At 70.4% G+C, this 23,827-nt stretch carries 22 protein-coding genes; 10 read left to right on the top strand and 12 right to left on the bottom strand.

The genetic code is table 11. The features are described from left to right. Positions 1-5: 5 nt before the first annotated feature. The 7 genes from KV397_RS03205 to KV397_RS03175 form a co-directional block, all read right to left on the bottom strand. Positions 6-980 carry a 3-hydroxyacyl-CoA dehydrogenase family protein gene (locus tag KV397_RS03205; protein WP_131492418.1) on the bottom strand — a complete coding sequence of 325 codons (975 nt, stop codon included), beginning with the start codon at positions 978-980 and terminating at the stop codon, positions 6-8. 22 nt (positions 981-1,002) lie between these two features. After that, on the bottom strand, positions 1,003-1,950 hold the full coding sequence (locus KV397_RS03200; protein ID WP_131492419.1) for a sugar phosphate isomerase/epimerase family protein: 948 nt from the start codon (positions 1,948-1,950) through the stop codon (positions 1,003-1,005). A gap of 112 nt (positions 1,951-2,062) precedes the next feature. After that, a complete protein-coding gene (locus KV397_RS03195; protein ID WP_131492420.1) occupies positions 2,063-2,785 on the bottom strand; it encodes a GntR family transcriptional regulator in 723 nt (240 codons plus the stop codon). Positions 2,786-2,815: 30 nt separating this feature from the next. Continuing rightward, a complete protein-coding gene (locus KV397_RS03190) occupies positions 2,816-3,556 on the bottom strand; it encodes a triose-phosphate isomerase family protein (protein ID WP_261812157.1) in 741 nt (246 codons plus the stop codon). 13 nt (positions 3,557-3,569) lie between these two features. Further along, positions 3,570-4,025 (bottom strand): ribose-5-phosphate isomerase, encoded by a 456-nt coding sequence (locus KV397_RS03185; RefSeq protein ID WP_194239286.1) that lies wholly within the window; start codon positions 4,023-4,025, stop codon positions 3,570-3,572. A gap of 1 nt (position 4,026) precedes the next feature. Next, positions 4,027-5,751 carry a dihydroxyacetone kinase family protein gene (locus KV397_RS03180; protein WP_261812156.1) on the bottom strand — a complete coding sequence of 575 codons (1,725 nt, stop codon included), beginning with the start codon at positions 5,749-5,751 and terminating at the stop codon, positions 4,027-4,029. A 259-nt stretch (positions 5,752-6,010) separates the two neighbouring features. Then, positions 6,011-6,616 (bottom strand): NUDIX hydrolase family protein, encoded by a 606-nt coding sequence (locus KV397_RS03175; RefSeq protein WP_047524563.1) that lies wholly within the window; start codon positions 6,614-6,616, stop codon positions 6,011-6,013. 72 nt (positions 6,617-6,688) lie between these two features. Here KV397_RS03175 and KV397_RS03170 point away from each other — a divergent pair, with 72 nt between their 5' ends. Beyond that, entirely contained in the window at positions 6,689-7,345 is a 657-nt protein-coding gene (locus KV397_RS03170; RefSeq protein ID WP_194239287.1) for an alpha/beta hydrolase, read from the top strand. Here KV397_RS03170 and KV397_RS03165 read toward each other — a convergent pair whose 3' ends face one another. After that, positions 7,346-7,630: a hypothetical protein gene (locus KV397_RS03165; RefSeq protein ID WP_261812155.1), complete on the bottom strand. Its 285-nt coding sequence runs from the start codon at positions 7,628-7,630 to the stop codon at positions 7,346-7,348. 283 nt (positions 7,631-7,913) lie between these two features. Between KV397_RS03165 and KV397_RS03160 the strand changes: the two genes are divergently transcribed. The 4 genes from KV397_RS03160 to KV397_RS03145 are packed head-to-tail and all read left to right on the top strand — an operon-like array spanning position 7,914 to position 15,850. After that, on the top strand, positions 7,914-9,605 hold the full coding sequence (locus tag KV397_RS03160) for an ABC-F family ATP-binding cassette domain-containing protein (RefSeq protein ID WP_261812154.1): 1,692 nt from the start codon (positions 7,914-7,916) through the stop codon (positions 9,603-9,605). Positions 9,606-9,654: 49 nt separating this feature from the next. Further along, complete coding sequence (locus KV397_RS03155) at positions 9,655-14,259, top strand: ATP-dependent helicase (protein WP_261812153.1); 4,605 nt, start codon at positions 9,655-9,657, stop codon at positions 14,257-14,259. Positions 14,260-14,282: 23 nt separating this feature from the next. Then, positions 14,283-15,077, top strand: a complete 795-nt coding sequence (locus KV397_RS03150) for an EI24 domain-containing protein (protein WP_131492426.1) — start codon at positions 14,283-14,285, stop codon at positions 15,075-15,077. Further along, positions 15,077-15,850: a DNA-formamidopyrimidine glycosylase family protein gene (locus tag KV397_RS03145; protein WP_131492427.1), complete on the top strand. Its 774-nt coding sequence runs from the start codon at positions 15,077-15,079 to the stop codon at positions 15,848-15,850. The genes KV397_RS03150 and KV397_RS03145 overlap by 1 nt, the downstream gene beginning before the upstream one ends. Here the strand turns inward: KV397_RS03145 and KV397_RS03140 are convergent, their stop codons facing one another. After that, a complete protein-coding gene (locus KV397_RS03140; RefSeq protein ID WP_131492428.1) occupies positions 15,851-16,552 on the bottom strand; it encodes a helix-turn-helix transcriptional regulator in 702 nt (233 codons plus the stop codon). A gap of 73 nt (positions 16,553-16,625) precedes the next feature. Here KV397_RS03140 and KV397_RS03135 point away from each other — a divergent pair, with 73 nt between their 5' ends. Together KV397_RS03135 and KV397_RS03130 are read left to right on the top strand one after the other, a co-directional pair. Then, a complete protein-coding gene (locus KV397_RS03135) occupies positions 16,626-17,366 on the top strand; it encodes an alpha/beta fold hydrolase (protein ID WP_248570217.1) in 741 nt (246 codons plus the stop codon). A gap of 98 nt (positions 17,367-17,464) precedes the next feature. Continuing rightward, positions 17,465-17,872, top strand: a complete 408-nt coding sequence (locus KV397_RS03130; RefSeq protein ID WP_047524579.1) for a DapH/DapD/GlmU-related protein — start codon at positions 17,465-17,467, stop codon at positions 17,870-17,872. A 19-nt stretch (positions 17,873-17,891) separates the two neighbouring features. Here the strand turns inward: KV397_RS03130 and KV397_RS03125 are convergent, their stop codons facing one another. From KV397_RS03125 to KV397_RS03115, 3 genes are all read right to left on the bottom strand, one after another. Then, positions 17,892-19,091, bottom strand: coding sequence for an Ig-like domain-containing protein (locus tag KV397_RS03125; protein WP_248570218.1), 1,200 nt, complete (start codon positions 19,089-19,091; stop codon positions 17,892-17,894). Between the two features lie 103 nt (positions 19,092-19,194). Then, complete coding sequence (locus tag KV397_RS03120; RefSeq protein WP_047524580.1) at positions 19,195-19,851, bottom strand: LuxR C-terminal-related transcriptional regulator; 657 nt, start codon at positions 19,849-19,851, stop codon at positions 19,195-19,197. Then, a complete protein-coding gene (locus tag KV397_RS03115; RefSeq protein ID WP_261812152.1) occupies positions 19,844-21,088 on the bottom strand; it encodes an ATP-binding protein in 1,245 nt (414 codons plus the stop codon). Before KV397_RS03115 ends, KV397_RS03120 begins: the two co-directional genes overlap by 8 nt. Before the next feature lie 115 nt (positions 21,089-21,203). Here KV397_RS03115 and KV397_RS03110 point away from each other — a divergent pair, with 115 nt between their 5' ends. From KV397_RS03110 to KV397_RS03100, 3 genes are all read left to right on the top strand, one after another. Beyond that, on the top strand, positions 21,204-22,742 hold the full coding sequence (locus tag KV397_RS03110) for a PspC domain-containing protein (RefSeq protein WP_261812151.1): 1,539 nt from the start codon (positions 21,204-21,206) through the stop codon (positions 22,740-22,742). Continuing rightward, entirely contained in the window at positions 22,742-23,056 is a 315-nt protein-coding gene (locus tag KV397_RS03105) for a hypothetical protein (RefSeq protein WP_261812150.1), read from the top strand. The genes KV397_RS03110 and KV397_RS03105 overlap by 1 nt, the downstream gene beginning before the upstream one ends. Positions 23,057-23,117: 61 nt before the next feature. Then, positions 23,118-23,807: a substrate-binding domain-containing protein gene (locus KV397_RS03100; protein WP_261812149.1), complete on the top strand. Its 690-nt coding sequence runs from the start codon at positions 23,118-23,120 to the stop codon at positions 23,805-23,807. The last annotated feature ends 20 nt before the right edge of the window (positions 23,808-23,827 follow it).

Raw genomic sequence — 23,827 nt, 5'->3', positions numbered from 1 at the left:
CTCCTTCAGCTCTGGAGGGGACGGACCGGGGCGGGGCCGAGCTCGTCGCTCAGCTTCTTCATCGCGACATACGCCTTGTTGCGGTAGGCGACGAGTTCGGGGACGCGATCCGCGGGGACGTCGAGGAATCCTGCGCCGGACTTCGTTCCGAGCTTCCCTGCCGAGACGAGGTCCTCGAGGATGGCCGGGGTCGCGAACCGCTCCGGGAACTCCGTCTGCAGCGAGGCGTAGCAGAAGGCGTACACGTCGAGTCCCGCCATGTCGGCGATCGCGAAAGGCCCGAAGAACGGAAGCCGGAAGCCGAAGGTGGTGCGCACGATCGTGTCGATGTCCTCCGGTGTCGCCACGCCCTCCTCCACCAGCTGGGTCGCCTCGTGGAAGAGTGCGTACTGCAGGCGGTTGAGCACGAAACCGGTCGCATCCGTGACGCGCGCGGTCTCCTTGCCGGTGGCGGCGATGATGCCCTCGACGACGGACACCACCGCCTCGTCCGTGCCGGCGTGAGGGATCAGCTCGACTCCGGGGATGAACGGTGCGGGATTGGAGAAGTGCACACCGAGGAACCGCTCGGGGTTCGTGACGGCCTCCGCCAGACGACCGATCAGGATCGTCGAGGTGTTGCTCCCGATGATCGCCGCGGGGTCGGCGGCGGCGCTGATGCGGCGCAGCGTCGCGTGCTTGATCTCGATCTTCTCCGGCACCGCTTCCTCGATGAAGTCGGCCCCGGCGACGGCGTCTTCGATCGTGGCCGCGGTCAGGCGCTCGGCGACGATGGCCGCCGCGTCGACGGGGAAGAGCTCGTCCGCCGCGAATTGCGCCGCCTCGGCGATCAGGCGATCACGATTGCCGCGGGCGATCTCGATGTCGACGTCGGCGATGCGCACGTCCGCCCCCGACAGCGCGAGCGACTGGGCGATGCCTCCGCCCATGTACCCGCTGCCGACCACCGCGTATACGGGACGTCCGTTCTCATTCTTCATGGTTCTTCTTGGTCCTTCTCGTTCAGGCGTCGGTCGAGTCCGGCAGCAGCGTTCGGAGGTAGTCACGGTTGGAGGCGCAGACACCGAGGCTGTCTCCCCCGTACTGCTCCATGAGGAAGGGCCCGCGGAACCCGACCTCGACCGCGTGCGCGACCATCGCCCGATAGTTGATGAGGCCGAGCTCGAGGCTGGTCGGCACCGCCGTCTGCCACGTACCGTCGCCGGCCTCGTCGCGCATGTAGTTCTTCACGTGCCAGTAGTTCGCGTACGGCAGGGTCTTCTCGTGCATCTCCCGCCAGTCCTCGATCGGTCGATGCAGGCGCACGAGGTTGCCGATGTCGGGGTTCAGGCCGACGTTGTCGAGCCCGATCTCCTCGATCAGGCGCACGGCGCTGTCGGCGGTGCCGAGATACGTGTCCTCGTACATCTCGAGCGACATCGGCAGACCGACGGAGCCGGCGTGCTCGCCGAGTTCGCGCAGCCGGCGCACGGCGAGGGCACGGGTCTCGGCGTCGTCGGGGTCGACGGGTCCCTGGGCCGTCCAGAACCAGAGCGCCGCGCGCTGTGCTTCGGTGAATGGCTGATGCAGACCCGTCGAGAACACGCGCATGCCGAGCTCGGCCGCCGCATCGATGGCCCGGTGGGCGTAGGCGAGATTCTGCTCGCCCCTGCCCGGTTGGATCACACTCTGACGCTGCACGTGCACGGAGAGGAGCTCGACCCCGTGGCTGTTCGCGATCGCCGCGAGCTCGGCGCGACGGGTGGGGCTGAGGTCGGCAGGTCGGATGTGGCTGTCGGCGATCTCGACCGCGGTGAAGCCCAGGCGCGCGATCTGTCGGAACATCGCGTCCCAGCTCTCGCCCGAGGCGTCATGCAGGCGACTGCCGTCAGCGGCGATCGGCGCGAATCCGTGCATGCACACGGCGATGGGCCAGTTCTCGCGGGTGAAGGGGTGCAGCGATGCGTTCATGACGACTCCGTTGACGTGATGAGTCCGAGCGACTCTTCGTAGATCCTATAGGAAATAGGCATAGAGTCAAGCAACGCTTCGCGCGGTCATCCCGGCGGCGCTCTCCGTGCGTTCAGTCCTGCTCGAGATCGAGCGAGCGAGCCCGCACCTGCTCGACATGGTGCTGCATGAGTCGCTCCGGGGCGTCCGCATCGTCGCTCGCGAAGGCATCGACGATCGCCTCATGCTCGGCGATCGCTTCGCGCACGTCCGTCACCCCATGCAGCATCGACTGGCGCATGCGGTGCAGCTGCGCCCCCAGCGTCTCGGACATCTCGGTCAGATAGCGATTGCCGCAGTGGGCGAACACGACGCGATGGAAGGCCGCATCGGCCGCGAAGTACGCGGCGGTCAGCTCGACGTCGGTGGCACCGGCGCGCAGAGCCGTGATCACGCGCTCGCCCATGTGACGATGCGCCTCTTCCGCGACGCGGAGCTCCTCGAGCATCTGCGGGGTGGCCGGCGTCGCCATGCGAGCGGCGCGCGCTTCGAGCATGATGCGCGCGTCGAAGAGCTCCCGCAACTGCGCGAGACCGAGCGGCGGGGCGACCCGGTACCCCTTGAGCGCCTCGCGGGTCACGAGCCCGGTGCGTTCGAGCTGCACCATGGCCTCGCGGACGGGCGTGGGCGACACGTCGAGCTGACGGGCGATCGTGTCGATCGAGAGCCGCTCCCCCGGGGCCGCTTCTCCGCTCAGCAGCAACCGCAGGATGCGCTCGTACACGTGGTCGCGCAGCCCTCGGCGCTCGATCGTCGCGTCGAGCCCGTTCAGGCTGCCGTCACGTGCTGTGGCCATCGTCCCTCTTCCGGATCAGGGGGACGCAGCTCACCGAGTCAGCGCGTCCACTTCATCGAGGATGTCACGAACTGCGGCCGGATCGTGCGCGAATCGGCCGAGGAAGAGCCCATCGACACTCTCGGCGATGCCGCTCAGCAGCCCCGGTCCCGCGCTTCCTCCGTAGATCACCTTCGCCCCGCGCGCACCGCTCCCGAATTGCGTGCGCAGTCGCCCGCACACCCCGCGGATGTGCGCAGGATCGGCGGGTTCCGGGGCGCCGATCGCCCACACGGGCTCGTAGGCGATGACGATCTCGCCGCCCACATCTGCAGCATCCGCCGCCTCGAGAGCCGAGCGAACCTGGCGGATGCACACCTGCGCGGCATCGTCGGCATCCACGCGCTCCGCCTCACCGACGCAGACGATCGGGATGAGCCCGTGGCGCAGAGCCGCCCGGACCTTGGCCGCGATCACCTCTTCCGTGTCACCGAAGAGACGGCGCCTCTCGGCATGCCCCACCTCGACGAACCGGCAGCCCAGCTCCGCGAGGACCTCCGCCGACACCTCCCCCGTGAAAGGGCCGCGGTCCTCGGCGGCCACATCCTGCGCACCGACCAGGAGCCGCCCGCCGTGCGCGATGCTGGCCGGGATCGAAGGATACTGCGGGAGCACGAAGGCCGTGACGGCGTCCCGCGCCGGATGGGCGTCGAGCAGCTCCTCCACCCCGGACACCCACTCCCGTGTCCTTGCATGGGAGAAGTACATCTTCAGGCTCGCCCCGATCAGCATGCGGGGCCCGCGTTCAGCATCCTTCGTACGCGCGGATCTCGCGCACCTTCGCCGCCGAGGCGCTCTCCGGATCGAACGTGTAGGTCAGCCACTCCGCCGCCAGGCGACGCGCGAGCTCCACCCCGATCACGCGCTGTCCCATGCACAGCACCTGCGCATCGTTGGAGAGGACGGATCTCTCGACGCTGAACGAGTCGTGTGCGGTGACCGCGCGGATGCCCGCCACCTTGTTGGCGGCGATCGCGACGCCCAGACCGGTCCCGCAGATGAGGATCGCTCGATCCGCTTCTCCAGCAGCGACCTTCTCCGCAGCGGTCGTGGCGATCGCCGGGTAGTGCGTGTGACCGTCGGCGTCGACCCCCACATCCACCACCTCCGTGACCTGCGGATTGGCCAGCAGGTCGGCTTTGATGCGCTCCTTGTAGACGTGTCCGGCGTCGTCCGAACCGATGACGAGACGAAGTGTCATGTCAGTCATCCCCTTCCAGGATGTGGTGCACGGTGTGCGTGATGAGCGCGAACGAGATCGCGCCGGGGTCCGGGGTACCCAGGCTCCTGTCCCCGTGCGAGCGGGCACGGCCGAGGCGGGCGGTGAGCGTCGCGGTGGCCCGCGCGGCGACGCTCGCGGTCTCCGCGGCATCCGCCCACGCCACCGTGAGATCGTCGCCGGCGGAGAGGCGGGCGCGGAGCCGGTCCGCGAACGGGACGATCGCATCGATCATCGTCTTGTCGCCCACCGTCGCCTTGCCGTAGGACATGACGGCTTCCTTCATCCGTACGATCCCGCCGCCGACCGCCGCGGCGTCGACCACCGCGTCATCACCGAGCGCCGCGCCGAGGGCACCGAGCATCTCGCCCCAGATGGCCCCCGACGTGCCGCCGCCCTGGTCGGCCCAGGCGTCGCCGGCACGGTGCAGCGCCGTACGCGCTCCCGCTCCGGCAGCGATGGCCGTCGCCGCAGCGGCGGATGCTGCTCTACTCCCCCGCTGCATCCCGATGCCGTGGTCGCCATCGCCGGCGATCCGGTCCAGGCGACCGAGTTCTTCGGCCTGGGCGTGCAACATGTGCGCGATGTCATCGAGCGCTCGTCCGATCGTGGCGGCGGCGCGACGGGAGGCCTCGCTGGCCGGGCCGATGACGACCTCGTCTTCCGGGGCGAGGAGCACCGAGTCGCGAGCGATGCGACCGCCGACCGCGCCCCGGCGATACGCGGGAGTGTCACAGGGCACGTGCCAGAGGCGCTCGAGCTCCTCGTCGAGCCAGAGGAGCGTGAGCGAGACTCCCGCCATGTCGAAGCTGGTGCAGAACTCCCCCACCTCCGGCGAGACCACGGTGAGTCCTGCCTCGGAGAGCAGCCGGTCCACAGCGGCGTAGACCACGTAGAGCTCCTCGTACTTCACGCTTCCGAGACCGTTGAGGATCGGGACGACCCTGGCGCCGGCGACGTCGACGCCGTCCGGAACCTCGGCGAGGAGCGACGACACGAACAGCTCGGCCAGGCCGGTCGCCGTCGGCACGTCCACCTCGTCGATGCCCGGCTCGCCATGGATGCCCAGACCGACCGCCATGCGCCCCTCGGGGACCGTGAACAGCGGTTCCTCGGCGCCCGGCAGTGTGCAGCCGCTGAAGGCGACACCCAGCGATCGGGTGCGCTCGTTGGCGAGGACGGCCACGCGCTCGACATCATCGAGCGACATCCCTTCCTCGGCCGCGCCGCCCGCGATCTTGAAGACGACCAGATCCCCGGCGATGCCCCGCCGATTCCGATGCTCCGACGCCGGGGCACTGGAGATGTCGTCGGTGACGGTGACCGTCCGGCAGTCGATCCCCGCTGCACGGAGCCGCTCCTGCGCTCGCGAGAAGTGGAGCACGTCGCCCGCGTAGTTGCCGTAGCTGAGGAGGACTCCGCGCCCCTCGTGGGCAGCCGTGGCGACCGCGTGCACCTGGTGCGCGGACGGCGAGGCGAACAGATTGCCCATGACGGCCCCGTGCGCGAGGCCGGGACCGACCAGACCGGCGAAGGCGGGATAGTGCCCGCTCCCGCCGCCGATCACCACCGCGACGGTCGGGTCGGCACCCCGGGTCGAGCGGACGACACCGCCGCTCACAGGACGCACCCAGCGACTCGAGGCGGCGACGAAGCCGACGGCGGAATCTGCGGCGAAATCGTCGGGCTGATCGAACAAACGCGTCATTGCGGTCTCCTCTGCGGATCAGATGCGGGCTACATCTTTCGTCGATCCTATAGGAAATGGGATGACAGGAGTCTTCACCTCGCGCAGAGATCGGTGCGGGCACGCGCGAGACCCCACCTGCGCGCCGAAGCCCCCCGCTATTGACGCGGACAGGACGGGGTCTCGGTGCGCAGGCGGGGTCTCGGTGCGCAGGCGGGGTCTCGGCGCGGGAGTGCCGGGCGCGGGGGCTGGCGGGCGCGAAGGGTGCCGGGCGCGGGTGCTATCGCAGAAGACCCAGGCTCGCGAGAGCCTGACGGATCAGGGTGCCTCGACCGTTCTCCATCTCGGCCGCGACCGCGTCGGATCCCGCGGCCTCCGGCGAGAACCAGGTGACCTCGAGCGCGTCCTGGCGCGGCTCGCACGTTCCGGTGACGGGCACGACGAAGGCCAGCGACACGGCGTGCTGCCGATCGTCATGGAAGGCGCTGACACCGGGGATCGGGAAGTACTCGGCCACCGTGAACGGCAGCGGCTGCGGCGGGAGCAGCGGGAAGGCCATCGGGCCCAGGTCGTTCTCCACGTGTCGGAAGAGCGCCTCGCGGATCGTCTCCCCGAAGCGCACACGTCCGGAAACGATCGTGCGCGTCATCTCCCCCATCGGGGTGGACCGCAGCAGGATGCCGATCTCGGTCACCTGGCCGGAGCCGTCGGTGCGCACGGGGATCGCCTCGACGTAGAGCATCGGCAGTCGCCGCCGCGCCTCCTCCAGCTCGAACTCGCTCAGCCAGCCGGGGTTCGCATCCGGAGCCGGCGGGTTCGCGTCTCGGAAGGCGCCGAGACCTTCGTCTTCGGGCTCCGGGTCGGGATCAGGTGTACGGACCGCCATGTGTCCTTTCTACCAGCCGCCTCCTCGGACCGACACCGGCCCCACGTCGGCGGCTGCTGGCAGGATGACGGTGTGAGCGAGAACCTGACGATCGACGACACCGCGACCCGATGGTCGTCCCTCGACCGCGGACGGATGCCGCTGCTGGTCCTTCTGCACGGCTACGGGGCCGACGAGCACGACCTCTTCGGGCTCACCCCTTATCTGCCGGAGGGCATCGCCGTGGCTTCCGTCGCTGCACCCCTCACGCCTCCGTGGCCGATGCCGGGCCGCTCGTGGTACCCGATCGAGGGGCTCGAAGGGCGCGCCCCCGAGGCCGTGACCGCTGCCGGGGAGGCCTTCCTGCAGTGGCTCGCCACGGCCGTCGGAGATGCCCCGTCGGTCGCTCTGCTGGGCTTCTCGCAGGGCGCCGCGGTGGCACTGCAAGCGCTGCGACTCGCGCCCGAGCGCATCGACGCCGTGGTGGCGCTGAGCGGATACGCCGCACCGGGCGAGCTGCCGAACGACGAGGCGCTGACCGAACTGCGCCCCTCCGTGTTCTGGGGCCGAGGCACGAACGACGACGTCATCCCGACCGCACTGATCGACCACACGGCACAGTGGCTCCCCGCACACTCCGAACTTTCCGGACGGGTGTACACGGGTCTGACCCACAGCATCTCCGAAGAGGAGCTGGTCGACGTGCATCGGTTCCTGGCGAAGTGGCTCGAGCGGATCCCGTCGCCCTGATCAGCGCGGGGGCCGATTCCCGTCGGCATCCGGCTCGCCCGGGAGAGAGTCCCCGTCCTCGGATTCCTCGTCCTCGGCCTCACCCTCGGCAGGGCGGCGTGACGTGCCGCCGGACGTGATGGCGACCGAGAGCGCGATGCCGATCGCCATCCCGATCCCGATGCCGAGCGCCCAGTTCTGCAGCGCGGAGCCGAGGGACACGCCGATCGCCATTCCGAGCGCGAGACCGACGCCCAGCCCCATCCGCGAACGGGACTCCTGGGGACTCGGACCTCGATCTGCCATGCCTCCAGGCTACGCATCCCTGCGCACGGCGGCATCCCCCGCGCGACGGATGCGCGACACGCCCGGGTTGCGCGGCACCGACACGCCCGGGTATCGTCGGGGAGTCCTGTCCGCCGTGTCTGGAAGTCCTTTGATCTGATCCGTCGCCTCCGCGCCTCTCTTCCCGCGCGCTGACCCGACGATCGCCGACTCCACGGCAGACCCGCTCCTCCGCGACCTGTGACTCCACACGTCCGGCCGGTGCTCGGTGTCAGTGCACCCCCGCACTCGACAGGAGACACCCATGTCAACACCCACTTCCCTTCACGCATCGGTCACCCTCGACCGGCTCGCCTTCGCCTGGCCGGACGGCACGATCGCGCTCGACGGCGTCTCCGGCAGCTTCGGTTCCGGTCGCACGGGCCTGGTCGGTCGCAACGGCGCCGGCAAGTCCACACTGCTGCGGCTGATCGCCGGCGAGCTCGACCCCACCTCGGGCATCGTCACGGCGTCCGGCGATGTCGCGTATCTCCCGCAACAGCTGACGCTCGATGTCGACCGTCGGGTCGCGGAGCTTCTCGGCGTCTCCGCGGCGCTCGACGCCGTCCGGGCGATCGGCGCGGGCGACATCGATCCCGCGCACTTCGACGCCGTCGGCGACGACTGGGACATCGAGGCGCGCGCCGAGGCCTCGTTGGCGGAAGCCGGCCTCGCGCCGGAGTTCCTCGATCGCAGGGTCGGCGAGCTGTCCGGCGGCGAAGCGGTCCTGGTCGCGATCGCCGGCATCCGCCTGCGCCGCGCGCCGATCACGCTGCTCGACGAGCCGACCAACAACCTCGACCGTGACGCCAGGGCGAAGCTCGGCACGATGGTGCGCGCCTGGAAAGGCACGCTCATCGTCGTCAGCCACGACCTGTCCCTGCTCGAGTTGATGGACGACACCGCGGAGCTGTACGCCCAGACACTCAGTGTGTTCGGCGGACCGTACTCGCAGTGGCGCGCCTGGCTGGATGCCGAGCAGGATGCGGCGAAACAGGCCGAGGTCACCGCCGCCCAGGCGTTCCGCAAGGAGAAGCGCCAGCGGATCGAGGCCGAGGTGAAGCTCGCCCACCGCACACGCACGGCGAAGAAGGCCGAGATCGAGAAGCGGGTCCCGAAGATCATCGCCCACGGCCGCAAGATGGCGGCCGAGGTGTCGGCCGGCAGGCTCCGCACCGAGGTCGGGGCGAAAGAGGATGCCGCACGGTCGGTGCTCGACGACGCCGGGAGACGCGTGCGCTCCGAGGCGTCGATGAAGATCGAGTTGCCCGATCCCGGGGTATCGCGCAGCCGCCGGATCGCGACGATCGGCGATCACGAGCGGGCCTGGGTGATCCAGGGCCCCGAGCGGGTGGCGTTGATCGGGCGCAACGGTGCCGGGAAGACGACCCTGCTGGAGCGGTTGGTGGCCGGCGGCGTTCACAACTCAGGAGAAACGGCTCCCCTCGAGGCGCCGAGGGCGGAGGAAGGCGGATCCGAGACGGAAGTCCTGAGTTCTGAACGCCCGAGCCGGCATGCCGAGGCCCACACCGACCTGGTCGGCTACCTGCCGCAGCGGGTCGACGGTCTCGACGAGGAGCGCTCGGTGTTCGAGAACATCGCCGCCGCGGCGCCGCACGTACCGGAGAAGGAACTGCGCAACCGCCTCGCCCGGTTCCTCATCCGAGGGGCCACCGCGGAGCGACCGGTCGCCGCCCTCTCCGGTGGCGAGCGCTTCCGCGTCGCGCTGGCGACGCTGCTGCTCGCCGACCCCGCCCCGCACCTCGTGGTGCTGGACGAGCCGACGAACAACCTCGACCTCGACACGGTCGACCAGCTGGTCGAAGCCCTCCGCGCCTACCGCGGTGCGGTGCTCGTGGTGAGTCATGACGACGCGTTCCTGCGTCGGCTCGACCTCGACCTCACCCTCGAGATCGACGAGGACGGCGCGCTGCGGGAGGTCTCGCTGGAGCCCTGACGCGCGGGAGGACGGCCCGGATGTCCCCGGCCTCGACGAAGATGGAGGGATGAGCGACGTGCTCGACCGCTTCACCCCGGCCACACAGGACTGGTTCCGGGGTGCGTTCCCCGCGCCCACCCCGGCCCAGGCGGGTGCGTGGGAGGCGATCTCCGCCGGGAAGCACGCTCTGGTCGTGGCGCCCACGGGCTCCGGAAAGACGCTGTCGGCGTTCCTGTGGTCGATCGACAGCGTCTTCCGAGAACGCACGTCAGAGGCCGCGCTCCCGGCGAAGGGCGAGCCTCGAACCCGCATCCTCTACATCTCCCCCTTGAAGGCACTGGGCGTCGACGTCGAACGCAATCTGCGCTCCCCGCTGATCGGCATCGGCCAGTCCGCGCGCCGCCTCGGTGTGCCCGCGCCCGCGGTCACGGTGGGAGTGCGTTCGGGCGACACCACGTCGAGCGACCGCCGCAAGCTGGTGTCTGATCCGCCCGACATCCTGATCACCACCCCCGAGTCGCTGTACCTCATGCTCACAAGCCGCGCGGGCGAGACGCTGCGGGGCGTGCACACCGTGATCATCGACGAAGTGCACGCCGTCGCCGCCACCAAGCGCGGCGCGCACCTGGCCGTGAGTCTCGAACGCCTCGACGCGCTGCGCCGCACGAACGGCATCGAGACACCGGCACAACGGATCGGCCTCTCGGCCACCGTGCGTCCGATCGACGAGGTCGCGCGGTTCCTCGGCGGGTCGGCTCCGGTCGAGATCGTGGCACCGCCGGCGTCCAAGACCTTCGAACTCGGGGTCGTCGTACCGATGGACGACATGACCAATCCGCCGCCCCCGCCCGGTGTCGCGGGCGAGACCGGGGATGCGGAGTACACCGAAGTCACCGGCTCGGTCTGGCCGCATGTGGAGGAGGCGATCGTCGACCGCATCCTGCAGAACAACTCGACGATCGTGTTCGCCAACTCGCGGCGCCTGGCCGAGCGGCTCACAGGTCGTCTCAACGAGATCCACTCCGAGCGGATCGGCGTCGAGCTGCCCGCAGCGACCGTCCCTGCAGCCATGATGGCGCAGGCCGGAGCCACGGCCGGCGCCGATCCCGTGCTCGCCAAGGCACATCACGGATCGGTGTCGAAGGAGCAGCGCGCCCAGGTCGAGGAAGAGCTCAAGTCGGGCGTCCTGCGCTGCGTCGTCGCGACGAGCAGCCTCGAACTCGGCATCGACATGGGTGCGGTCGACCTCGTGATCCAGGTCGAGGCCCCGCCGTCGGCGGCTTCCGGCCTGCAACGCGTCGGACGCGCAGGACACCAGGTGGGCGAGATCAGCCGTGCCGCTCTCTTCCCCAAGCACCGCGGCGATGTGCTGCACACCGCGATCGTCACCGAGCGGATGCTGGCGGGGAAGATCGAGGCGATCCAGGTGCCGCGCAATCCGCTCGACATCCTCGCCCAGCAGACCGTCGCGGCGAGCGCCCTCGGTGCGATCAGCGTGGAGGAGTGGTTCGAGACCGTCCGTCGTTCGGCACCGTTCCAATCCCTCCCGCGTTCCGCGTACGAGGCCACGCTCGATCTGCTGGCCGGACGCTTCCCGTCCGATGAGTTCGCCGAGCTGCGTCCGCGACTCGTCTGGGACCGCGACGCGGGGACGCTGACCGGGAGGCCCGGCGCGCAACGCATCGCGGTGACCAGCGGCGGGACGATCCCCGACCGCGGACTGTTCGGGGTCTTCGTGGCCGGCGAGACCACCGGTGCCCGCGTGGGCGAGCTCGATGAGGAGATGGTCTACGAATCGCGGGTGGGCGACGTGTTCACGCTCGGCACGACCAGTTGGCGGATCGCCGAGATCACCCACGACCGTGTCAACGTGATCCCCGCCTACGGACAGCCCGGCAAGGTGCCGTTCTGGCACGGCGACGGCATCGGCCGGCCGTTCGAGCTCGGCGAGGCGCTCGGCGCCTTCGCGCGCGAGGTGTCGACGGCACCTCCCGAGAAGGCGGCACAGCGACTGATCGATGCGGGCCTCGACGAGCAGGCTCGAGCGAACCTCCTGGCGCACCTCACGGAGCAGCGCGAGGCGACCGGCACGCTCCCCACCGACCGCACGCTCACGGTGGAGCGGGGTCGCGACGAGGTCGGCGACTGGCGGGTCATCCTGCATTCCCCGTACGGCATGAAGGTGCACGCGCCCTGGGCTCTGGCGATCAACGCCCGCGTGCGCGAACGCCTGGGCGTCGAGGGGTCGGCGGTCGCGAGTGACGACGGCATCATCGTGCGGATCCCCGACGCGGAGGCGGAGCCGCCGGGCGCCGAACTGTTCGTGTTCGAGCCCGAAGAGCTGGAGCACATCGTGACGGAGGAGGTGGGCGGCTCGGCCCTGTTCGCCTCCCGCTTCCGCGAGTGCGCGGCACGCGCGCTGCTCATGCCCCGCATGAACCCGAACAAGCGCACCCCGCTGTGGCAGCAGCGGCAGCGGTCGGCGCAGCTGCTCGAAGTGGCCAGGCGCCACCCCACGTTCCCCGTGATCCTCGAGACGTTGCGCGAGGTACTCCAAGACGTCTACGACCTCCCCTCCCTGCGCGCCCTCGCGACGTCGATCGCCGACCGCCGGATCCGCCTGGTGGAGACCGAGCCCGGCCAGCCGTCGCCCTATGCCCGCGATCTGCTGTTCGGCTATGTGGGCGCGTTCATGTACGAGGGCGACTCGCCCCTCGCCGAACGCCGGGCAGCCGCGCTGTCGGTCGACCCTGCGCTCCTCGGCGAGCTGCTGGGCACGGTGGAACTGCGTGAACTCCTCGACCCCGAGGTGCTCGCCCAGTTCGAGCGCGAGGCCCAGCGGCTCGACCCCGACCGTCGCGCACGTGGCATCGAGGGCGTGGCCGATCTGCTGCGCATGCTCGGGCCGCTCGATGCGGAGGAAGTGGCCCTGCGCCTCGACCCGGAGAGCGTGCCCGGCGCAGCGGGAGGCACCGTCGGGGCGGATGCCGCCGCCGCGCTGCTGGGCGACCTGGTCGCGGCCCGGCGCGCGATCCCCGTGACGGTCGGCGGGATGAGCCGTGTCGCCGCCATCGAGGATGCCGGGCGACTGCGCGATGCGCTGGGCGCCGCACTCCCGACGGGGATCCCGGTCGCGTTCCTCGAACCCGTCGCCGATCCGCTGGGCGATCTCATCGCCCGGTATGCCCGCACGCACGGCCCGTTCACGACGGACGCCGTCGCCACCCGGTTCGGACTCGGCGCCGCGGTCGCCCGTCATACGCTTCAGCGCCTGGAGACCGCGGGGCGCCTCACCAGCGGGTACTTCCTCCCCGAGGCCGCCGGGAGCGGCGACGCGATCGAGTGGTGCGACGCCGAGGTGCTCCGCCGGCTCCGCATGCGCTCGCTCGCCGCGATCCGCGGATCCGTCGAACCGGTCTCCCCCGAGGCCTACGCCCGTTTCCTCCCCGACTGGCAGCACATCGGTCGCCCTCTCGAAGGCGTCGACGGCGTGCTCGCCGTGATCGAGCAGTTCGCGGGCGTGCCGATCCCTGCGAGCGCGTGGGAATCGTTGGTGCTGCCCTCTCGCGTGCGCGACTACACGCCCGCCCTTCTGGACGAGCTCACGGCAGCCGGCGAGGTGATCTGGTCCGGCCACGGCACGCTCCCGGGACGCGACGGCTGGGTGTCGATGCACCCCGCCGATCTCGCGCCGTTCACGCTGCCGGAGCCCGATGCCGAGATTGCCTCCGATTCCTTGGAGTCGCGGATCCTCATCGCCCTCGACGTCGGCGGCGCGTACTTCGCAGGGCAGCTGAAAGACATGGCAGCCGCCGAGAACGAGCAGTCCGTCCTCGAAGCGCTGTGGTCGCTGACCTGGTCGGGCTACGTGACCAACGACACCTTCGCGCCGATCCGCTCCCTGCTCGCCGGCGGCTCGCAGGCGCACAAGGTGAAACGCCGCGCCCCCCGCGCCCGCACCTACCGCGGTGTGTCCTTCACCGGTTCCGCCGCGCCGAGGCCGCCGTCGATCGGAGGCCGATGGTCGTTGCTGCCTCCCACCGAGAAGGATGCTTCCCGCCGGGCCACCGTGACCGCGGGCCTCCTCCTCGATCGCTACGGTGTCGTCACCCGCGGTGCGGTCCAGGCGGAGGGCCTCCCCGGCGGCTTCGCCCAGGCGTACCGCGTGCTGGCCGGCTTCGAAGAGGCCGGGCACTGTCGTCGCGGCTACGTGATCGAGAAGCTTGGGGCCGCCCAGTTCGCCGCGTCCGGAACGGTCGATCGTCTGCGCACCTATGCGGGACTCGCCGATCCGCCCCCACGCGATGCCGTGACCCTTGCCGCCACCGACCCCGCCAACCCCTACGGTGCCGCTCTCAGCTGGCCCAAGCTCGACGGCGTCTCGCACCGCCCGGGGCGCAAGGCCGGCGGGCTCGTGGTCCTCGTCGACGGAACACTCGTCCTCTCCCTCGAGCGCGGCGGACGCACGGTGCTCGCGTTCAGCGAAGACGGCGACGTGCTGCGGGCCGCGGCCACCGATCTCGCGGCGACCGCACGCGCACGCCGGCTCGACACCCTCACGGTCGAGAAGATCAACGGCGAGGGCGTCTACGGCACCGAGCTCGCCCTCGCCCTGCAGGAGGCGGGGTTCGTGGCGACGCCCCGCGGCTACACCCTCCGCAAGGTCACCTGAACGATGCACCTACGCTGGAAGCCATGATCCGAGAGTTCGCCACCGGCGTCCGCACGCTGTTGCACGGGTTCGGGCTGTGGCGCACGCGCCCCGGGCTCATGATGCTCGGTCTGATCCCTGCGATCATCGCGGTCCTGATCCTCGCCGCAGCGCTGATCCCGCTCGTGATCGGCATGCCTTCGGTCTCCGCGTGGCTCACGCCGTTCGCGGAGGGATGGATCGAGCCGTGGAAGGGCCTGTTGCGCGCGGCCGTGGGCTTCGTGGTCGTCGCAGCCGCCCTCGCCCTCGCCAGCGTGGTCTTCAGCGCACTGACGCTGACCATCGGCGACCCGTTCTACCAGCGCATCTGGCACGCCGTCGAGGTCGATCTCGGTGATGCTCCTCCCGCCGACGGCGGCAGCTTCTGGACCACGATCGGCGAGGGGCTGCGTCTCGTGGTGCTCGGCATCCTGATCGCGATCCTGGTCCTCCTGATCGGCTTCCTCCCTGCCGTGGGGGGATTCCTCGGCGCGATCGCGGGTGTGGTGCTGACCGGCCGACTGCTGGCGCGCGAACTCACCGGGCGTGCCTTCGACGCTCGTGACCTCAGTCCGGCCGACCGTGCCGCCCTGTTCTCGGGCAGCCGGGCGCGGGTGCTCGGTTTCGGCGTCGCCACCCAGCTCTGTTTCCTGATTCCCGGTGGTGCCGTCGCGGTGATGCCGGCTGCGGTCGCCGGCAGCACCGTGCTGGCGCGCGACATGCTCGCTCGTGCCGCCGTCACGGCCTCCCCTCACCCCCCGCTGCTCCCGCCTCCACCCGCGCCGTCCGAGGCTCCCTGATGCCCGAGGGCGACACGGTCTTCCGCACGGCGCGACGCCTCGACGAGGCTCTGGCCGGGTCCGAGGTGACCCGGTTCGACCTTCGTGTCCCCCGCTTCGCCACCCTGGATCTGACCGGTCAGCGGGTGCACGCGGTGGTGCCCCGGGGCAAGCACCTGCTCGCGCGCATCGGCGACAGCACCCTGCATTCCCATCTGCGCATGGACGGGGCGTGGTTCGTCTACCGCCACGGCGAGAAGTGGCGGCATCCGGCCTTCAAGGTCCGTGCGATCATCGGCACGGCCGACCGTGAGGCCGTCGGTGTCGATCTCGCCGAGATCGAGGTCGTCCCGACCCGCGACGAGGAACAGCTGGTGGGGTATCTCGGCCCGGACCCGCTCGCCGATGACTGGGATGCAGACGAGGCGAACCGGCGGCTCGGTGCCGACGCCCGCAGTATCCACGTCGCCCTCCTCGACCAGCGCAACGTCGCGGGATTCGGCAACGAGTACGCTGCAGAGCTCCTGTTCCTCCGGGGGATCCTGCCGACGACGCCGACGCCGGAGGTCGATGTCTCCGCGCTTCTCGACCTCGGTGTGCGCACCATCCGCGCCAACCGCGACCGCCGCAGCAGGACCTTCACGGGCATCGATCGACCGGGTCAGGGCACCTGGGTCTACGGCCGCGCCGGGCGCCCCTGCCGCCGCTGCGGCACCCTCATCCGACGCGGCGAACAGGGCGCGGATCCGACACGCGAACGCGTGACCTTCTGGTGCCCGTCGTGTCAGCGTTAGTCACTCGCCGTCGCTGACGAGCACGGGCCTGGCGTTCGGCGGAGGGGTTCCGACCTCCGCAACGGTATGGCCGCTGCAGGCCGCGCTCGTCAGGGTCGCCTTCTCGATGTTCGACACGACGAACCAGCGCATCGCGTCGCGCAGCAGGCACCACCCGACGAGGTACCATTGCCCGTTCGTGGAGGCGAACATCACGGGCTCCACTTCCCTCGTGGTCGTGGCCCCGACGCGCGACGTATAGCGGATGCGGACCGTACGCTGCGCGGACATCGCCTCCTCCAGGACCGACCGGACGGTGCGTGCGGACGAGGGCGCCCCCGCCACCCAGATCCGACGTGCGAGGTCGGCCGCGCGGCCGCGCGTGGCGGGATCGAGGACGTCCAGGATCTTCCGGACCCCGGCCGAAGCCAGATCGGCGTACGGGGCGTCGGACGCCGCGGAGACAGCCGCCAGGAGCGCCACCGCCTGGGCCGGCGAGAGGGTGATCGGCGGCAGATTCGCGCTCGGAGCCAGTCCGTAGCCTCCTCCGGGTCCGGGTCTCGACCAGACGGGCGCGCCACTGCTCGCCAAGGCGGCGAGGTCTCGCTTGACGGTTCTGACGGACACCTCGAACTCCGCCGCCAGCCGCTCGGCCGGGTAACCCCTGGTTCCGCCGCGACGCAGCATCTCGGACAGCGCATGAAGTCGTTCGGTCCGCCTCACTCTGCACACTCCGATGAATTCATGACAGAAATAGTGCCATACAGCTGTCCGCACGCCGTGCGAGCATCGGGTCATGACGACAGCATCGAGTACTCCGACCATCCTCCTGATCGCGGGCCACTGGCTCGGCGCATGGGCCTGGGACGAGGTGCGCGCACACCTGGCGGCGAACGGATCGGACGCCATCGCGCTCACACTCCCCGGCCTGGATCCGGATGACCCCGACCGTTCCTCGCGGACCCTCGACGAGCAGGCGGCGGCGATCGAAGCGGCCGTCCTGCGCTCCGGAGCCACGGCGGAGCAGCCGGTCGCGCTCGTCGGGCACAGCGGAGCCAATGCTCCGGTCAGCATCGTCCTCGATCGGCACCCCGCGCTCGTCCGCCGTGTGGTGTGGGTCGATTCCGGCCCGGTCGCGCCGGGAAGCGTGTTCGCACCGGACCTCCCGGAGACGGTGGAGGCGCTGCCCCTGCCACCGTTCGACGTTCTCGGACAGCAGGCCAGCCTCGAGGGCCTGAGCACCGCGATGCTCGACCGCTTCCGCGAACGCGCGGTCCCCGAGCCGGGACCCGTGCTCCGAGCTCCGGTGCCCCTCTCCGACGATGCGCGCCGCGGGATCCCCACCACCATCGTCTGCTGCTCGATCCCGAGCGCGCAGCTGCAGGAACTCGCCCGCGCCGGACACCCCATGTTCGCCGAGGTCGACGCACTCGAGAATCTGGAGCTCGTGGACCTGCCCACCGGCCACTGGCCCATGTGGAGCCGTCCCGCGGATCTCGCAATGGCGATCCGCGACGCGGCCTCGCGCGTGAGCTGAGCACCGCGGACACCGAGGACATCCATCCGAGGGAATGAATCCACCCCTGCCGTGGTTGTTGATATATCCGGAAGAGACTCCGGAGCACGGGAGGAATCGTGGGTAAGAACTACGTCGACATCGAGAACGACCAGGGAGCGACGCTGCGGTACCGCAAGCACGCGAACGGTCGGGGTCTCGTCGCGCATGGCGCGAAGGTGCATCCGAAGGCGCATATCGAGGCGGGTGCCTACATCGAACCGGGCGCGCGCGTCGGCGCCGGGGCGACCATCGCCCGCGGCGCCTGGATCGACGAAGACGCCGTGGTCGGGGAGGGCGCGTTCGTCGACGCGCACGCGCACATCGGCCAGGGTGCCGCGATCGGCGACCACGCCTACGTGGGTGTCCGCACCGATGTCGGCGCCGGAGCGCGCATCATCCGCGGCGCCAGGATCGGCGACGACGAGACCGTCGCGGCCGGGCTCACCATCGCGACGGATCAGAAGGGGCTGTGGCTCGCGGCCTGACGGGGTGACAGCCGGGTCGTCACTCCTGGATCGCTGTGTGCCTGACCCGGCGCGCACCGGCGACGACCAGGAGACCGAGCGCGACCAGGGCCAGGCCGAGTCCCGGTAGCCCGCTCGGGTTCACTCCGCTGTCTGCCAGAGTGTCGGGTGGCGTCGTGCCGCCGCCCGACGTGTCCGGGTCCGGCTCGGGCGGGAGCGGGATGAGCGTTCCTTGCCCGACGCCACGTGCGGTCTGTCGTTCCGCGAACCCGACGAACGCGAGGGTCTGCGTGGACCCCGCATCGCTTGTCGCGAGCACGGCTTGGAACTCGGGCTGCTCGTCCGAGGTGATGCCGGCGATGAGCCGGAACTCGCGGAGCGTCCCGGCGGGGACCTGCGCTTCCGGAACGACGCTGACGACCTGCGAAGCCGCGTCGAGTCCCGAGGATACGGGCGTGCAACTCGCGGTGGCCACGTCGACCGGTGCGCCGAACTGCGCGTCGCTCGGATACGGATCGCCGGTCGTCCACGCGGCATCACGGTATTCGAGCTGTAGCGCCGCGCAATCCACAGCGGTCGCACCATCCATCAGGGCGAGATCGAGGTTGTACAGCGGGATGGCGCTGAAGTATCTCCACTCGAGGGAGGTGTCGTCGAGCACCGCTCCACGCACGCCCGTGACCTCGGTGATGAGCTCGGTGACGCGGTAGATCCTCACGGTCGCAGGAAACTGCCCGCTGGACACCGCGATGGGGATGCCGAACGCTGACGGCGTCGGCGTGGCAGCCGCGGCGCTCACTCTGGCTTGAAAGGTCCCGGATCCGCTGACGGCGGTATGCGTGTCCACATACGGAGCGAAGGTCACCGTCACGGTGTCCCCTGCCCCGGTGACGGTGGCGATCGTCTCCCCGTCTTCGGACAGGATGGGGAAGGGTGCCAGGTCGGCGACCGATGTCGTGACGCCCCCGGTGCTCTGGAACGTCATGCTGGCGGTATCGCCGGCTGTGGCCTCGTCGGGGAGGGCGAAGGCGAACGACACATCGACGAGCGATCCATCGGGGACCGCTGTGGGATCGCTTGTCTGCTGCCACGGCGTTCCCAGCACCGGCGAGATCGTGATCGACGTGAACACGTCTCCGATCTCGACGGCCGAAGCCTGCCGTGGCGGCGAGGCGAACGCGAAAGCGAAGGCCAGCACCGAGACCGCACTGATCGCTCCGAAGGCCCTGCGTACGCGCATGATCGCTCCGTTCTGCTGTGCTGCCGATGGCTCGGCTCCCGGTTCGTTTCCAGGCCAGAGTCTCGCGAATCGAACCGACGCACAAGCCGATCCTGCGTCACGACTACAGCAGGCGGCGCTCCGACGCCCACGCGGTGAGTTCGTGGCGGGAGGAGAGCTGCAGCTTGCGCAGCACGGATGACACGTGCGTCTCGACCGTCTTGATCGAGATGAAGAGCTCCGAAGCGACCTCCTTGTAGGCGTAGCCGCGGGCGATTAGCCGCATGACCTCCTGCTCACGCGCGGAGAGGCGATCCAGTTCGTCGGTCGCCGTCGCGGTCTCACCGGCGACCGCTCCGAAGGCGTCGAGCACGAACCCGGCGAGCCGTGGTGAGAAGACCGCATCCCCGTCCGCCACGGCGTGCACGGCACTGCTGACCTCGATGCCCGATGACCCTTTGGTGATGTAGCCGCGGGCGCCCGCCCGGATCACGCGCACGACGTCGGCGGCAGCATCCGAGACGCTGAGCGCGAGGAACCGCGCTGCCGTGGCCGACCCGCGGATCACCGCTTCTCCGCCCGCGGCATCGTCGCCACTCCCACCCGGCAGGTGCACGTCGAGCAGGACGACGTCCGGCTGTGTCTCCGCGATCACGGCGATCGCGGACGGCACGTCCGCCGCCTCGCCGACCACGTCGACACTCGCATCGAGGTCGGCACGCAGGCCGGAGCGGAAGATCGAGTGGTCGTCGACGATCACGACGCGGATGCTCTCAGGCATGGTCGTCCTCCCGGGTGGGGATCGGTCGCCCCGCCGCCCGGTCGTACGGCGGGGCCGCCAGAATGCTCAGATGCACTTCGGTCCCGTTCGCGTCGCTGCGGACCGCTCCGGTACCACCGGCACGACGCATCCGGCCGATGATCGACTCCCGTACCCCGAGGCGATCGCTCGGCACATCGTCGAGGTCGAAGCCCTCGCCGCGGTCCCGGATGAAGACGTCGACGCCCGCGGCGCTCCCCTCGATGTACACCGAGATGTCCCCGCCGGCATGCCGCGCGGCGTTCAGGATCGCCTCTCGGGCCGCCGCCGCGAGTTCCCCGCTGGCGCGCTCGGTGGAGAGGCCCGCCGACACGACGTCGATGCGCACCGGATAGTCGAGCTCGAGGGCCCCTGCGTAGTCACGCAGATCCGTCGGGAGGTCGCTGTCGGCCGGTGCGTCGCCGTCGTACAACCATGCGCGCAGCTCGCGCTCCTGTGCCCTGGCGAGGCGGGCCGCCTCGCTGGAGGCTCCTGCCCTGTTCTGGATCAGCGCCAGCGTCTGCAGCACCGAATCGTGCAGGTGCGCGGCCATCTGGCTGCGCTGCTCCTCGCGGATGCGGCGCACCCGTTCGCCGGACAGTTCGCGCCATCGCGGGATCAGGGCCGAGGAGATCACCGCAGCGAGCCCGGCGAGAGGGAGGAGCACGAGTGCCACCCCCGAGCGCGCGACGGGCCAGGAGAGCAGCACCGTGAACAGCAGGGCGAGCAGCAGGAGAGCCAGGATCCGGACGGTCATCGTGTGTCGCGGTCCGCGCGCGGTGTCGGTGCGATCGATCAGGGTCGCCCAGAGCCCGGCGCCCGTCGCGAAGCCCACGGTGCCGCCGACGACGACCGCGGCGAGATCGGGCGGGATGGATCCACTCAACCAGTCACTGCCGCCGCGCCAGGCCAGCACGATGAGGATCCCGACACCGGCGGGAGCGAGCAGCAGCCAGGCGACCGGTACGCGTCTGGTCGGGGACTCCTCCCCCTCGCTCCACGGCGTGAAGGCCCAGCACCAGGCGTAGAGGAGGATGCCGGCGCCGCCGCACAGCGTCAGCGCGAGGAACAGTGCACGCACCAGCCCCACCCGCACGCCCAGGTGTCGCGCGAGGCCCGCACTCACCCCGGCCACCAGGCAGTCGCGATCACGGGTCAGCGGCGGGCGCGGCGCAGCGATGGGCGCTGATCGCGCGGGAGCGTGCGCCGAAGAGGACATGTCGCCCATCCAATCATCCGCATGGGTGCTCCGGGTCCTCCCCTGGCCAGAATCAGGGGCCACTCAGGGGTTCCCCCCATGGCAGGGGCCCCACGGATGACGCCAGGATCGAATCATGACGATTCCGACTGCACCCCCGCCTCCTGCCGACCAGGCCACTCCGGCCGTCGGCGCACCGGGCACCGGCATCCCCCGCGGAGCCGAACGCTTCCTCCTCTGGGTCGCCGGCCTCGGCGTCGCCCGGTCCGAGGGCTGGCTGGGCGGTGTCGCCTCGGGGATCGCTGCCCGGCTGCGCATCGATCCGCTGATCGTCCGCGGGATCCTCGTGGTCGCGGCGCTCTTCGGCCTGCCGGTGATCTTCCTGTACGCCGCGGCCTGGGCGCTGCTGCCCGACATCGACGGACGGGTCCACCTCCGCGATCTGTTCCGCCGCGACTATCAGCCGGCGCAGTGGGGCATCCTCGCGATGGCCGTCATCGGTCTCTTCCCGACCGCACCACTGGCCGGACGTCTCTTCGGACTCGGCTACGACGGGTGGTCGGCCCTCTCCGTCGTCAGCTGGATCGTCGGGCTCGTGCTCGTCGCCGGTCTGCTCTTCCTGATCGTGCGCGCCATGCGCCGCACCCCGGGTGCTTCCGCGCCGGATCTGCCGATGGCTTCCGCAGATTGGGCGGCCCCGGCCGCATCCGACCCCCTCAGCGATTCGGGTACCGCTGAGGGGGGGGATGCCACTCTCGCCGATGAGGTCTCCGACACCGCGCTCGCCTTCACTCCCCCGGAACCGCCCGCCCCCCTCCCGCCCGGTTCACAGGACCCCACCGCTCTCGAGGCCTGGCGCGCCCAGCACGCGGCCTGGAAGGAACAGGATCAGGCGTGGCGCCGCCAGCAGCAGGACATCGAGCGTGCCGCCCGCGACCAGCTGCGTCGTGAACGCCAGGCCGAGGCTGCGGTGTTCGCGACCGAAGCCGCGGAGCGCCGACGCCTCCGCCGTGCCTCGAACCCCCGGGCCGGCTTCGCGTTCGCCGCGACCATCGTCGGCCTCGCGATCATCACGGGCTCTGCCGTCGGTCTCGTCACGGGCGGTGAGGCCCTCGGCGGTGCCCTGGGACTGCTCGCGGCGGCGCTCATCCTGGCACTCGGGATGATCGTGGCCGGGGCGTTCCGTCGGCGCAGCGGGTTCCTGGCCTTCGCGACCGTGGTGACGCTCATCGGCGGACTCGTCGCCGGCGCTTTCTCCGCCTTCCCGGGCGTCACGCTGGGCTACATCGCGCTCGGCAACAACGAATCCGCGCACGTCCGGCAGCCCTTCGGCGATACGTTCCTCACGCTGAATCCGTTCGAGGACGGTGCGCGGTCGATCGTCGTGGACAAGGGATCCGGCAACACGTACATCGACGTCCAGTCGGGCGTCGAGCTCGATCTGCGCGCCGTCGTCGGATCGGCGACCGTTTCGTGGAGCCGAGTGGATGAGGAGACCGGCCAGATCACTGCGCACGGCACCTGGACTCCCGTGCGCAGGAACGGGGAGTCGATCGTCCTGCAGAAGGTCGCCGCTGAGGACACCGAGCCCACCCTCGTACAACCCGTCACGATCGATCAGACCAGCGGAGTGATCTCCGTCACCCTCTACGAGCCCGCGAAGGAAGACCAGTGATGAGTACGCCGACGATCGTCGAAGCCCCCTCCCCTCCCCGCACGCGCTGGGCCGCCATCATCTGGGGCCTCCTGTTCGCCGCGATCGCCACGGTCGCCCTCTGGATGCTGGCCGACGCCGACCGGAGGGACACCGTCGCCGATGGGCTCCTCGCTCTGACGCCGACCACGATCGTCACGATCCTCCTTTTGACCGTGGGCGTGCTGATCCTGGTCGGCGGAGCCGCAGGGCTCATCCGCCGTGCACAGCGGAAACTCGCGACGGCGACGGACCCCGTCGCCGTCGCGGACGTGCCCGCCTCCCCCGCCGAGTAGCCTGGACCCCATGGCGAATCAGGGAAGGCGGCCCGGGAAGGGCGCAGGTCGAGGTACCCCTGTGCGTCGCAACAAGGCCGCCCCCGCCGAGCGGTTCCCGCCGCAGAAGCCGAAGAAGAAGACGGCCAAGGTCGTCTTCGATGCCCCTCAGCCCGAGCCCGAGGCACCGCGTACCTTCCGTCTGGGCGCGGTGCCGGGCGCGACACCGGGCAAGTGGATCGACGCGTGGAAGCAGCGCATGCCGAGAGTGCCGCTCGAGCTCGTCCCGATCGAGGTCGCCACCCAGCGCGAGGCGCTCGACGCGATCGATGCGGCGCTGGTCCGTCTGCCGCTCACGGACGAGTCCCTGCACATCATCCCTCTGTACGACGAGGTGCCGGTCGTGATCGCCGCGGTCGACTCGCACCTGATGGCGGCCGAAGAGCTCTCCGCCGCGGATCTCGAGGGCGAGGTCGTGATCGGGCTGTCCGATGACGTGCTGGGCCCGCTCGACCTCCCCGGCACACTCCCGGCCGCCTTCGCCGCACTGCCGACCGGAGAGGCGATCGCCACGGCGGCCTCCGGCCTCGGCATCGTGATCGTCCCGATGTCGCTGGCTCGCCTGCACCACCGCAAGGATGCCGACCACCGCGTGCTCGCCGACGGTCCGACCTCCACGGTGGCGCTGGTCTGGCCTCGCGATCGCACCACGCCCGACGTCGAGACCTTCGTCGGCATCGTCCGCGGCCGGACCGCGAACTCCTCCCGGTGACCGCGTCGGCCCGGCTCCGC

This window comes from Microbacterium aurugineum (assembly GCF_023101205.1).
GTDB classification, from domain to species: domain Bacteria; phylum Actinomycetota; class Actinomycetes; order Actinomycetales; family Microbacteriaceae; genus Microbacterium; species Microbacterium aurugineum.
This window is presented reverse-complemented; position numbering and strand designations above follow the sequence as displayed.

Bases quoted from the DNA above. Each gene is read 5' to 3' on its own strand.
- KV397_RS03110 (WP_261812151.1), top strand. From the start codon at position 21,204: ATGACGATTCCGACTGCACCCCCGCCTCCTGCCGACCAGGCCACTCCG.
- KV397_RS03185 (WP_194239286.1), bottom strand. From the start codon at position 4,025: ATGACACTTCGTCTCGTCATCGGTTCGGACGACGCCGGACACGTCTAC.
- KV397_RS03195 (WP_131492420.1), bottom strand. From the start codon at position 2,785: ATGGCCACAGCACGTGACGGCAGCCTGAACGGGCTCGACGCGACGATC.
- KV397_RS03145 (WP_131492427.1), top strand. From the start codon at position 15,077: ATGCCCGAGGGCGACACGGTCTTCCGCACGGCGCGACGCCTCGACGAG.
- KV397_RS03125 (WP_248570218.1), bottom strand. From the start codon at position 19,091: ATGCGCGTACGCAGGGCCTTCGGAGCGATCAGTGCGGTCTCGGTGCTG.
- KV397_RS03190 (WP_261812157.1), bottom strand. From the start codon at position 3,556: ATGCTGATCGGGGCGAGCCTGAAGATGTACTTCTCCCATGCAAGGACA.
- KV397_RS03135 (WP_248570217.1), top strand. From the start codon at position 16,626: ATGACGACAGCATCGAGTACTCCGACCATCCTCCTGATCGCGGGCCAC.
- KV397_RS03205 (WP_131492418.1), bottom strand. From the start codon at position 980: ATGAAGAATGAGAACGGACGTCCCGTATACGCGGTGGTCGGCAGCGGG.
- KV397_RS03165 (WP_261812155.1), bottom strand. From the start codon at position 7,630: ATGGCAGATCGAGGTCCGAGTCCCCAGGAGTCCCGTTCGCGGATGGGG.
- KV397_RS03160 (WP_261812154.1), top strand. From the start codon at position 7,914: ATGTCAACACCCACTTCCCTTCACGCATCGGTCACCCTCGACCGGCTC.
- KV397_RS03155 (WP_261812153.1), top strand. From the start codon at position 9,655: ATGAGCGACGTGCTCGACCGCTTCACCCCGGCCACACAGGACTGGTTC.
- KV397_RS03175 (WP_047524563.1), bottom strand. From the start codon at position 6,616: ATGGCGGTCCGTACACCTGATCCCGACCCGGAGCCCGAAGACGAAGGT.
- KV397_RS03200 (WP_131492419.1), bottom strand. From the start codon at position 1,950: ATGAACGCATCGCTGCACCCCTTCACCCGCGAGAACTGGCCCATCGCC.
- KV397_RS03105 (WP_261812150.1), top strand. From the start codon at position 22,742: ATGAGTACGCCGACGATCGTCGAAGCCCCCTCCCCTCCCCGCACGCGC.
- KV397_RS03115 (WP_261812152.1), bottom strand. From the start codon at position 21,088: ATGTCCTCTTCGGCGCACGCTCCCGCGCGATCAGCGCCCATCGCTGCG.
- KV397_RS03180 (WP_261812156.1), bottom strand. From the start codon at position 5,751: ATGACGCGTTTGTTCGATCAGCCCGACGATTTCGCCGCAGATTCCGCC.
- KV397_RS03120 (WP_047524580.1), bottom strand. From the start codon at position 19,851: ATGCCTGAGAGCATCCGCGTCGTGATCGTCGACGACCACTCGATCTTC.
- KV397_RS03150 (WP_131492426.1), top strand. From the start codon at position 14,283: ATGATCCGAGAGTTCGCCACCGGCGTCCGCACGCTGTTGCACGGGTTC.